Annotated in this window: 10 protein-coding genes; 5 read left to right on the forward strand and 5 right to left on the reverse strand. The window is 70.7% G+C overall.

All coding sequences use genetic code 11. From position 1 onward, the window contains the following. Window positions 1–48 precede the first annotated feature (48 nt). Window positions 49–1,206, reverse strand: coding sequence for a glycosyltransferase (locus F8M74_RS32190; protein WP_141256893.1), 1,158 nt, complete (start codon window positions 1,204–1,206; stop codon window positions 49–51). Between the two features lie 199 nt (window positions 1,207–1,405). Here F8M74_RS32190 and F8M74_RS32195 point away from each other — a divergent pair, with 199 nt between their 5' ends. Beyond that, window positions 1,406–2,302 (forward strand): alpha/beta hydrolase, encoded by an 897-nt coding sequence (locus F8M74_RS32195; protein WP_141256892.1) that lies wholly within the window; start codon window positions 1,406–1,408, stop codon window positions 2,300–2,302. Here the strand turns inward: F8M74_RS32195 and F8M74_RS32200 are convergent. Next, entirely contained in the window at window positions 2,272–3,021 is a 750-nt protein-coding gene (locus tag F8M74_RS32200; protein ID WP_141256891.1) for an arginyltransferase, read from the reverse strand. The genes F8M74_RS32195 and F8M74_RS32200 overlap by 31 nt on opposite strands. 198 nt (window positions 3,022–3,219) lie before the next feature. Between F8M74_RS32200 and F8M74_RS32205 the strand changes: the two genes are divergently transcribed. The 3 genes from F8M74_RS32205 to F8M74_RS32215 all read left to right on the forward strand — a co-directional run bounded on the left by F8M74_RS32205 (window position 3,220) and on the right by F8M74_RS32215 (window position 5,830). Then, a complete protein-coding gene (locus F8M74_RS32205) occupies window positions 3,220–3,474 on the forward strand; it encodes a hypothetical protein (protein ID WP_141256890.1) in 255 nt (84 codons plus the stop codon). 65 nt (window positions 3,475–3,539) lie between these two features. Next, window positions 3,540–4,391, forward strand: a complete 852-nt coding sequence (locus F8M74_RS32210) for a glycosyltransferase family 2 protein (protein ID WP_171410424.1) — start codon at window positions 3,540–3,542, stop codon at window positions 4,389–4,391. Continuing rightward, window positions 4,388–5,830 carry a pyridoxal-dependent decarboxylase gene (locus F8M74_RS32215; protein WP_141256888.1) on the forward strand — a complete coding sequence of 481 codons (1,443 nt, stop codon included), beginning with the start codon at window positions 4,388–4,390 and terminating at the stop codon, window positions 5,828–5,830. The genes F8M74_RS32210 and F8M74_RS32215 overlap by 4 nt, the downstream gene beginning before the upstream one ends. On the opposite strand, the gene F8M74_RS32220 is transcribed toward F8M74_RS32215, so the two are convergent. Then, window positions 5,820–7,118 carry a carbamoyl-phosphate synthase gene (locus F8M74_RS32220; protein WP_141256914.1) on the reverse strand — a complete coding sequence of 433 codons (1,299 nt, stop codon included), beginning with the start codon at window positions 7,116–7,118 and terminating at the stop codon, window positions 5,820–5,822. The genes F8M74_RS32215 and F8M74_RS32220 overlap by 11 nt on opposite strands. 160 nt (window positions 7,119–7,278) lie before the next feature. Further along, entirely contained in the window at window positions 7,279–8,097 is an 819-nt protein-coding gene (locus tag F8M74_RS32225; RefSeq protein WP_141256887.1) for a methylase, read from the reverse strand. A 98-nt stretch (window positions 8,098–8,195) separates the two neighbouring features. On the opposite strand from F8M74_RS32225, the gene F8M74_RS32230 reads away from it, so the two are divergent. Then, window positions 8,196–9,176, forward strand: coding sequence for a hypothetical protein (locus tag F8M74_RS32230; RefSeq protein WP_141256886.1), 981 nt, complete (start codon window positions 8,196–8,198; stop codon window positions 9,174–9,176). A 20-nt stretch (window positions 9,177–9,196) separates the two neighbouring features. Here the strand turns inward: F8M74_RS32230 and F8M74_RS32235 are convergent, their stop codons facing one another. Continuing rightward, window positions 9,197–10,732 carry an MBL fold metallo-hydrolase gene (locus F8M74_RS32235; RefSeq protein WP_171410423.1) on the reverse strand — a complete coding sequence of 512 codons (1,536 nt, stop codon included), beginning with the start codon at window positions 10,730–10,732 and terminating at the stop codon, window positions 9,197–9,199. Window positions 10,733–10,915 lie beyond the last annotated feature (183 nt).

Below are 10,915 nucleotides of genomic sequence, written 5' to 3' on the forward strand. Positions count from 1 at the left end.
TTTCATCCCCCCGTCCGGAAGGCGGGGGACCGGGCCCCTCTCTCTCTGTCAGAGCGACGAGAGCAGGGACTCCCAGGCCTTGAGGGCGCGGTCGGCGGACAGCTCCTCGGAGCGGCGCCGGGCCCGGGCGGACAGGTCGGCCCGGTGCACGTCGTCCTGGACGATTCGCGCCAGGGCGTCCGCCAGCGCCTGGGGCTGCTCCATGGGCACGAGGACGCCGTGCTTGCCGTGCTCCAGCACCTCCGCGGGGCCGGAGGGGCAGTCGGTACTGACCACGGGGCAGCCCAGGGCCAGCGCCTCCAGCAGCACCATGGGCAACCCCTCGAAGCGCGAGGACAGGGCGAAGGCCGCCGCCCGCCGCATCAGCGTATGCGGGTTGGGCGCGAAGCCCGGCAGGAAGACGGAGTCCTCCACGCCCAGGGACTTCACCAGCGCCTTCAACTCCGCCTCCAGCGAGCCTTCCCCCAGGATGAGCAGGTGCTGGTCCACCCCGGCCTGGCGCATCAGCGCGTGGCTCCGGATGAGCACGTCGAAGGCCTTCTGGTGCTCCAGCCGGCCCACGGCGATGACCACGGGCTTGCGGAAGATGGGCTCCGCCCAGGCGGGCAGCGGGTGCTCACCGGCGGCGCGCACCCGGTCGCCGTCCACGAAGTTGGGGATGACGTGGAGCTGCTCGGACCGAACCGGCACCAGGTCCCGGAAGGCCTTCGCTGAATCGTGGCCGCACGCGACGATGCGGCTCATGCGAGGGTAGAGCCACCGCAGGCCCCAGAGCTGCCGCCGGGGCTGCTCCAGGTGGAAGGCGCCCCAGTCGAAGTGAATCATGCCCACCACGGGCTTGCGCAGCAGCCGCCCCGCCAGGCACGCCAGCAGCGCCGCCCGGCCCTCCTGCCCCGCCACGATGACGTCCACGTCGCGCGCCTCGCGCACCAGCCGCCAGAAGAAGCGCGGCAGCATGCCCCGCCGGTACTCGAAGGCGTCGGTGCCCCACACCACCTCGGTGCGCTGCGGAATCCGGTCGCTCTGGCTCTTCGGATGGGGCCGGTGGTGGAAGAACATCTTCGTGTCGAACCGGCCGGGGTCCAGCCCCGTCAGCACGTTGCACACGGACCGTTCGATGCCGCCCGAGCCCAGGAACACCAGCGTGAACAGCACCCGCTTCCGAGCGGCTACTGGAGGCGCCTCGCCCTGTGTCGTTACGAGCATCACCCGCACTCTCGCGTGCTTCGAGACACCGCGGTCCAGGACCTTCGGAGTGACAGGACTCCCCCCGGCTCCAACCTGACCCACCCGCGGTGTAACCAACTTGCATTCGCTCCGCCACCCCCACGGCTCAGCTAGGGTTCGCTTTGTTCCAAGCCAATCCAAGATATCCGTGAAAACACGTACTCAATTCCGCTGTCTCGTGGCGCTGGTGCCCCTCTGCGTGTTGCTCACCGCTGCGGGATACCTCGGGGTCAACGGTCATCGCATCGGCCAGGGCCTGCTGCATCCGCGGCCCATTCCGGTGACACGTCCCCTGGCGGAGCCGGTGTTGTCGCCGCTGGAGGACGTGGCCTTCACCACGTCCGATGGGGTGCCGCTCAAGGGCTGGTACGTGCCTTCACGCAACCGCGCCGCGGTGGTGCTGGTGCACGGCTTCGCGGACAACCGCGCGCAGTTGCTCTTCGAGGCCCGGACGCTCGTGGGCGCGGGCTACGGCGTGTTGCTCTTTGATTTGCGCGCGCACGGCGAAAGCGGCGGCGACACGGTGACGTGGGGAGACCGGGAGCGGCGCGACGTGACGGCGGCGCTGGATTTCGTCTCACGGCGCCCGGACGTGGACCCGGGACGGTTGGGCCTCTTCGGCTTCTCCATGGGCGGCACCACGTCGCTCCTGGTCGCCAGCGAGGACGCGCGGGTGAAGGCGGTGGCCGCCGCGGGGGCCTATCCCGCGCTGGAGGCGGACATCTACGCCGGCTATGGCCGCTGGGGTGCGATGAGCGCGGAGCCGGTGCTGTGGACCCTGCGCCGCGCGGGCGTGACGGTGGACGCGGTGCGCCCCATTGACGGGATGTGCCGGCTGGGCGGCCGGCCGCTGCTGCTGGTCAACGGCGACGTGGACCCGGACGCGCCCGCGAAGCTCCAGGCCAGCCTCTTCCAGGCCGCGTGCGAACCCAAGTCACTCTGGGTCGTCGAGGGCGCGGGCCATGGCCAGTACGCGCGCGTGGCGCCGGAGGAATACGCGCGCCGGCTGCTCCAGCACTTCGGCGCGGCGCTCCAGGCCCTGCCTCAAGCCTCCTCGGGCGGCGCCACCCACTGAGGCGCCGCGTCCAGCGCGGGCCGCTCCTCCAGCAGCTCGTGCGGGCGGAAGGCGCCCTTGTAGCGCAGGGACGCGCAGGCCAGCACGCGGTAGCCCAGGTAGACGTGGGGGATGCCCCGCGCCTTCGCCAGCGCCACCTGGTGCAGCACGTTGGCCGTGCCCAGCGACAGGTGCGCATAGGCGGGGTCGTAGAAGAAATACACGGCGCTCCATGCGCGCGGTGTCTCGTCGCAGATGCCCACGCCCACCAGCCTGGGTCCGCCCTCCGCGCCGTCGTCGTACCACGCCACCTCGCGCGCGGACGGGTGCGGATAGGAGAACTGGAGCGAGTACTCGCGCGCGGTGATGGGTGACGGCGCCCACTCGCGCGCGGTCTCGCGCTCCGAATGCCACTGGCGATACAGCGCCAGCCTCGCGTCATCCACACGCGGCGGCCCCACCTCCACGCGCAGGTGCGCGCACGCGGCACGCGCCCGGCGCTGGCTGCGGTTGGGCTGGAAGCCCTCCACGGGGATGCGCAATGACACGCAGGCATTGCAGTCCACGCAGGCCGGCCGGAAGTACACCAGGCCGAAGCGGCGCCAGCCTCGCACCAGCAGGTGCTCGTACTCCTCCGGCGTGACGTCCTCCAGCACGAGGTTTTCGAGCGAGGCCTCCCGCTCCGGCAGATAGCTGCAGGCCCGGGGCGGCTCGACTTCGTGTGCCAGGAGGAACGCCATGTGGGGCCTGTTCCTGTCGCGACCGTCGTCCGGCGTCAAGTCTGACCCGGTGACCCGAAGCCACCACTTCCGGGCGAGCACCCGCTTCTCAGAGGGAAAAGCGTTGTCCGCGGCACGCCCATCTGCCCAGCCGGCAGGCTGGCATGACGTCTGCACAACCAACGGCCAGCCTCGCGGAGTCGAGGCAGGAGGATGACCATGGCCCGCCACCGCACGCAGCCTTCGCTGAACCGCCTGTCGCATTGGGATTTCGGTCGAGCGGACAGGCAGATCCGTGCGGCCACTGGCAGCCATGACTGGGTGGTTGTGAGCACCACATCCCCCTCGCGTCCGAGTGGGAACCGCCCGAATCCGGACATTCCTGTCCTACTTGCGGCGGTCCGGGCACAGGTCGAGTGCGACCCGGAAGAGGTGCTTGGAGTGGATTTCGACCTGGAGTTCGCGAGCTACTGATGTGACGGGGTGGCGCGCGGGCGGGCGGCTTCTCATGCGTGGCCGCCAACGCGTATAAGTCCGCTATGTCCGTCATTGACGTCTCGGTGGTGATGCCCACCCACAAGCGGGAGAAGGAAGTGGTGGAGGCCATCCGCTCGGTCCTCCGCCAGGAAGGGGTGAACGTCGAGGTCCTCGTCCTGGACGACACGCCCGAGGGCACGGCGCGCGAGGCGGTGGAAGGGCTGAAGGACGAGCGGGTCCGCTACCTGGTGAACGACCCGCCGTCGAAGGGCCGCCCGGCGGTGGTGCGCAACCACGGCGCCACGCTGGCCCGCGGGCGCTATCTGCACTTCCTGGATGACGACGACATGCTCGCCGAGGGCGCGCTGCACGCCATGGTGAGCGCGCTGGACGCGCGGCCGGACGCGGGCGTGGCGGTGGGCTGGGTGGTGCCCTTCGGCGACGACGCGGACTGGCTCAAGGACAAGAGCGAGTACTTCGAGTGGGCCGCCCAGGTGGGCGCCAGCACCCCCAACAGCGCGTGGACCGTGGCCCACATCCTCTTTCGCGGCACGCTGTATGTGAACTCCGCGTGCATGGTGCGCCGCGAGCACTTCGCCCCGCTGGGCGGCTTCGACGCCAGCATCCCCGTCTACGAGGACGTGGACTTCTACCTGCGCGGCATCCGCGCGTTCGGCCACGTCTACGTCAACCGGCCCATCCTGCACTACCGCACCGGCCGGCCGTCGCTGATGCACAACCTGGGCAAGGACGGCACGCTGGTGGTGCAGTCCAACGAGATGATTCACGGCAAGTACCGCAAGACGAACGGCATGCTGGAGTACCGCCTCATGCAGGCCGCCCTGCGGGTGCTGCCCTTCGAGGTCGCTCGCCGTCTGCCGCTACGCCTGCGCAACCAGGGCCGCGCGTCATGAGCCTCAAGAGCCGGCTTCTCGGGACGGCCAGGCGCCAGGTGAAGCAGACGCTGCGCCCGGTGCTCCAGCGGGCCATGGCCCCCGCGCGCAACCACATTCCCGCCTCGCACTGGGGCCTGCGGGACGTGCCCGGCCAGGGCCTGAGCCTGGAGGGTGTCCCGCTGGCGCAACTGGTGGAGCGCTGGGGCTCGCCGCTGCACGTGGTGCACATGGCGGCGCTGCGCCGCAACGCGGAGCGCTTCCTCGCGGTGCCGCCGGGGCGCACGGGCGGCTGTGAAGTCTATTACTCGTACAAGACAAACCCGGTGCCCGGCGTGCTGTCCTTCCTGCACGGCCTGGGCGTGGGCGCGGAGGTCATCTCCGCCTACGAGATGTGGCTGGCGCTGAAGCTGGGCGTGCCCCCGGAGCGCATCGTCTACAACGGCCCGGTGAAGTCGGAGGCCTCCGTGCGCGAGGCCATCTCCCGGGGCATCCAGCTGCTGGCCGCCAACCACGCGGAGGAGATTGCCGTCTTCGCCCGGCTGGCCGCGGAGCTGGACCGCCGCCCGCGCGTCGCCGTGCGGGTGACGACGAACAGCGGCTGGTCCGCGCAGTTCGGCACGCCCATCGCGGGAGGCGCCGCGCTGAGGGCCTACCAGCAGGCGCGCGGCTCGAAGCACCTGAACGTGGTGGGCCTGCACGCGCACCGTGGAGAAACCATCCGCACGGAGGGCGACTTCACGGCCTTCGTGGAGTCGGTGCTCGACTTCACGGACACGCTGCACCAGGAGCTGGGACTGGACTTGGAGGTGCTCGATTTGGGCGGCAGCCTCAACACGCCCACCGTCCAGCACATCGCCGAGCGCGACTGGCGCCTCAACCTCACCTTCTTCCGCGACGTGCCCGCGCCCGACCCGGCGGCGTCGCTGTCCATCGACCGCTACGTGGCGCTGGCGGTGGAGATGGTGGAGACGCACTACGCGCGGCGCGGCCGTCAGCGTCCCCGCATCTTCCTGGAGCCGGGCCGCGCCATGACGGGCGACACGCAGCTCTTGCTGGGCCGCGTGCACGCGCTCAAGGCGGGGGAAGACAGGACGTGGGCGGTGCTGGACGCCGGAATCAACCATGCCGAGTGCGTGCGCAACGAGTACCACCAGCTCTTCCACGTGAACCGGCCGGACGCGCCGGCCGACAAGATCTATACGGTGGTGGGCCCCATCTGCACGCCGGGCGACACGCTCTACCACGCGAAGCGGCTGCCCGACCTGTGCGTGGGTGACACGCTGGCCATCATGGACGCGGGCGCCTACTTCGTGCCCTTCGCCACGTCCTTCTCCTATCCCCAGCCGGCCATCATCGCGCTGGAGGACGGGAAGGAGCGGCTGCTACGGCGCGCGGAGACGTTCGATGACCTGGTGACGTTCGACGCGCCGGACAGCCGCGCCGCGCTCACCGGTTGAGCACCATCATCCGGATGAAGGCTCGGGGGTGGCGCGCGGAGCCGTAGAGAATCTGCGCCACCTCCACCGCGGTGGGCATCAGGTCATCCGAGTCGATGAGCGGGTCCACCGCCACGTCCCGGTGTGACGCCAGCCAGCTCCGCCACTGGCGGGCCTCGTCCTCCGGCAACGCACCGGACAGCCGCTGGAGGTTGAGCAGCATCTCCAGCGCGATGCGGTTGCAGAACACCTCGCCGTTGCCGCGCCAGTCACGCGCGGCCCGCAGCTCGCGGCGCAGGGCGTCCCGGTCCCCCAGCGCGGCGTGGTAGGCCAGGAGCGGCAGCGGCAGGCCCCGGGCGATGTCGAAGCCCATCTGCCCGTAGTAGCGGGGGTTGAAGTCGATGAGGAGGAAGTCGTCCTTCGTCTGGATGAACTCCACCTCGAAGACGCCGTGGTAGCCCAGGCGCTTGCACAAACGCTGGAGCCCCGCGGCCAGCTCCTCGCGCACCGGGGCGGATTCGAAGCACACGCCCACGCCCAGCCGCCGCGGACGCTGGAGCACCTTCATGGCGCCGCGCACCTCGAACAGCTCGCCCGTCTCGTCCACGAATCCGGAGAGGCTGTAGATGCCCTCCGCTGCCTCCGGGTGGAACTCCTGCACCATGGGGCGCGACACCGCGGGGTCGAAGCGCACCAGCATGGGCGCGTACCCGTCTCTCGAGAAGGCGCGGTACTCCTCCGCGAGCTGCTCGGGCGCCTGCACCGGCTGCCCCTTTCGGTGGGTGGAGTAGAGAATCTGCGTGGTGGGCTTGATGAGGACCGGGAAGCGCGCCTCGCGGGACACCACGTTCAGGTCCGCTTCCGATTCGGGGAACCAGGTGCGTGGGAGCTTCAGGCCCACCGCCTGGCCCGCCTCGAAGAGCTTGCGCTTGTTGAGCAGGCCGTAGACGGCGTCGATGCCCGGGTCGTAGAGGTGGAAGTACTCCGACAGCGCCTCGCGGTGGACGGACACCAGCCACGCCAGCTCATCGCTCGTCGGATAGAGCACATGCCGCATCGGCTCGCGGCGGCCCAGGTCCATCAGCCACTCGACGAAGGCCTCGGCCTGGGACTCCGGAGGACACTGCACGCGGCGGCCCACGAAGCGAGACCAGCTCGCGGGCCCCAGCTTGCCGGGGTCCGCCACCGTGACGTCAATGCCATTGCGTCCGAAGCAACGCGCGGCCGCGAGCGTGCCGTAGAAGCCCGCGGAGAAGAGCAGCACGGACGGACGGCCCTCCATTCGAACCTGGGGTGCCTGCTCCAACATGACGGTGTCGTTCTCCCGCTGCGTTCCCGGCACGCCTCACGCGAAGGAGAGGAGGTGCCGTTTCAAGTCCTGGTCGCGCGAAGGATAACCGCACGCCCCCCCACTTGGCTTCCCTCGGCTGCGCCCTCTCCTTCTCTGAGAAAGACGCAGCCCACTGTCGTCAAAAACAGACGCCCCCCTTGGGCCTCCAAACAACGTAGCCCTGGGACAAGAGCCACGGGTCGGTCTCCACTCCCTCGATGCGTGCGGAGAGACCCAGCGCGGCTTCGCGAAACGCATCGGGTGGGTGGGTATGGCCCATGGTCCGCGCCTGCTGCCAGGCGGCGCTCCATGCGGAGAAGAAGTCATGGATGGGCTCACCCGGACGTACCCGGCGGCGCAAGTCCCGGGGCAGCCAGTCCCGGAAGAGCATGGGCGCGAAGCCCAGGCTGAAGTCGGTATGGAACAGGAGCGCTTCGCGCAGCGGCAGCTCCGCGCCCTCCCCAACGCCGCGGCGCAGCAGGTGCGCGGCCATCACCGCGCCCGTCGCGTCCGCGCTCCCCTCCACCAGCAGGCCCGACGGCAGCAGGTAGCGGGTCAGGGTGCGGTGCACCTCGGGGACACGCTCAGGGGGGCCCTGGCGGAGCAGGTTCATGGCCCGCACCAGCCGGGCGGGCTCGTCGGGACGAAGGGGCAGCGCGAAGCCGCCCTCACGGAAGGACGTGCGGGCATCCGCGTCCGCCTGCGCCGCCCGCGCGCGCTCCGCGTCCAGCTCCACGCCCACCACGGCGAGCTCCGGGTTGAGCGCGCGAAAGGCCTGGGCGCTCTCCAGCGTCGTCCACGGGTGCTCGCCGAACCCCACGTCGACGAAGACCGCGTGTGCCCAGGGCCCGTCACGACGTTCGAGCAACGGGCGCTCGAAGCGGCACAGGAACGCGTCCAGCGCGCGAAGGCGTCCGCGCGACGTCCGTCCCCGTGTCTTCGTGTCCAGCGGCGGCATGGTGCGCTCTTGGGTGAGTCTGGCGTGGCCGTCAAGCCCACCCCGCACCATCCCCCTGATTTTCGCCGGACGCGGCGGCCTCCTAGAGTGGGACGACCGTGGAAGCCTCGTCCCCCCAGGCCTGCCCCCGCTGCCACTCACCTCGCGCCGCCGGGCCGGAGTGCCCCCGCTGCGGCATCATCTACGCCAAAGCGGAGGCCCGGGCGGCGCGGCAGCGCGAGGAAGCCCCCACAGTGGCGCCCGAGGAGCCACGGCCGCTCGTCGACCCCGCATGGCTGGCGACGCCCGACCTGCGCCCGGACGTGCTGCCACCGGAGACACCCGCCTGGGACGGCGACGCCGAGGGGGCCGCGTTCGAGCACCGCCTGCGCACCTGGGCCATCCCCGTGGCACTCCTGGTGTCCTACATGGCGCTGAGCGGCAACTTCAGCGCCTTCGCGGCCCGGCTCATCACCATGCCGTTCCATGAGCTGGGCCACGCCATGACGGCCTGGTTCTGCGGCCGGTCCGCGTTCCCCACGCTGTGGAAGACGGCCATCTTCGGCCGCTCCTATGTCCTCGCGCTGATGCTCGCCGCGGCGCTGGGCGCGTGGGCGTGGTGGGGGTGGAGGCGCCGTCAGTGGCTGTGGGTGGCCTGCGGCGCCAGCCTGCTGGCGCTTCAAGCCGTGGGCACGCTGCTGCTGTCGCCGCAGACGGTGGACATGCTCATCACCTTCAACGGCGATGGCGGGATGATGGTGCTGGGCACGGTGATGATGCTGACCATCTACGCCCCGGCGGGCAGCTACCTCCACAAGCAGGCCCTGCGCTGGGGCTTCCTGGGGCTCGGTGCGCTGTCGCTCGTGGACGGCCTCCTCACGTGGTGGAAGTCGAAGAAGGACTTCAACGCCATCCCCTTCGGAAGGATGGAAGGCGTGGGCCTGAGCGACGCCAGCAAGCTGGTGGGGATGCCCCACAACTGGGGCGAGCACCAGCTCATCGGCAGGTACCTGACGGTGGCCACCGTGTGCTTCGCGGTGGTCGCCGGGGTGTACGTGGTGCAGTTCGTGCGAGGCCGAGCCCGGCTCGCCGTGCGCTGAGTCCCCGCGCGGCGGACACGTCACGCCACGTCGCCGAATGGCCACACGAAGCCAGGGTGGCGCACCACCTCCGGCGTCCTCACGCCCTTCCAGCGCAGCGACTCTCCCGGCCGCAGCACCAGGGGCCTGGGAGCGTCCTTCATCGTCCGCCGAACCTCGGCGAGCCGCTCCGGATAGGGGTCCGCGTCCGGGTTCTCATCCAGGTGACTGGCGCCGCTCACGGGTTCGCCGGGGTAGCCCGCGTAGCGAGGCCCCATGCCCTCGCGCCAGTACCAGGGCGCCCCGCCATCCGCGCAGGGCACCACGTAGCGCGCGCCCAGCAAGGCGCCATAGCGCAGCGCCTCCTCTGGCCCGGCCATGAGCCGCTGCGGCGCCTTCAGCATGGCGCGGGGGACGTTGACCAGGAACGCCTCCAGCGTGGTGAAGCCAAAGAAGATGGGCGCCAGCCGGAAGCCGCGGACGCCGCAGAAGAGCACGTCCACTGGCGCCTCGCGGCGCACGCGCCGGCACACCGCCGCCATGTCTCCGCGCACGTCGTGCCCCGAGTCCGCGAAGAACGCCGCGGAGAAGCCGGGCGCCCGCACCAGCCACGCGTTGCCCTCATTGAAGAGGTCCGGGTACGGGCCTTCTCCATCCGTGGGCTGCTCGCCGTAGAACGGCAGCGCGCGCACGGTGACGTCACCCACCTGCCGGGACTCGCCCCAGCGCAAGGGCTCCACGCGCGTGAAGCCCAACTGCGCCAGCCGGAGGGCACAGTCCGTGGAGAAGAGACTCTCACGCGCCACCGCCGGCACGAAGATGCGCGTGTCGCGAGGCAACTGCAGCAACGAGCCCAGGTGGAAGTGGTCCCCATGTGAATGGGTAATGACCACCGCGTCCACGCGTCCCACGTCGCGGGGCTGCATCGGCGGATAGCCCGGCGCGTCCACCGCGCCCTCGGGCCGGAAGTACGGGTCCACCAGCACGCGCCCCTCGCGGCCCGCGACCAGCACCGTGTTGTGCCCCACGAAGAGCGCGCCGGGCGAGGGCACCTCCACGGGCGCCTCATGGCGCACGAGCCAGCCCGCCTGCCCCAGGTCCGCCACCAACTCCGCCAGCACGGGCAGCGCCGCGAAGGCCCGAAGCTCCGCGCGCGTGGCGCCGCGCGCGAGCGCCGCGAAGAAGTCCGCCACGGCGGGCCACTCGGACGCACGCACGGGTACATCCAGGCCCAGTTCCTCCTGGCGAAGGTGCAGCACGCGCGGCCGGTGTCGCGTAGCCACCGGGAACAGCACGTCGGGACGCAACACGCGTCGGCCCATGCGCCGCTGCTTGCCCACGCACAGCGCGGCATAGCGTGGGGTGTCTTCCAGCCAACGCACCAGCGCCTCCGCATCGTGCAGCGCGCCCTCGCGCCCCAGCGTGGCGACGTGCCGCTTCAGTGGGAGAAAGGCCCGGCGGACAGGACGCGCGGTGGGGCCTTGGATGCTACAGCCCAGGTCCGCGTGGTGGTCGTCCTCCGTCCGGGCCGAGGCAAGCACAGCCAGACTGACGCCCCGGTTCAGGGTGAATCGCATGACGGCGGATGTTGCCACGCGTCACGCGCGGTGCGGCGTTTCTCCAACGTTCGGGCGAGCGGGCGGCCCGTCCCCCTCACCCGACGGCCCAGGTTGTGACAGGAGCGAGGAAGGCCGGTACCCTTGCCTTCGAATGTCATTGTCAGCCCCCTCGCTCCCCCCGGAGCTGTCTCTTATACACCT

It is taken from the genome of Myxococcus sp. CA023 (assembly GCF_010998615.1).
In the GTDB taxonomy this organism is placed as follows: Bacteria; Myxococcota; Myxococcia; order Myxococcales; family Myxococcaceae; genus Myxococcus.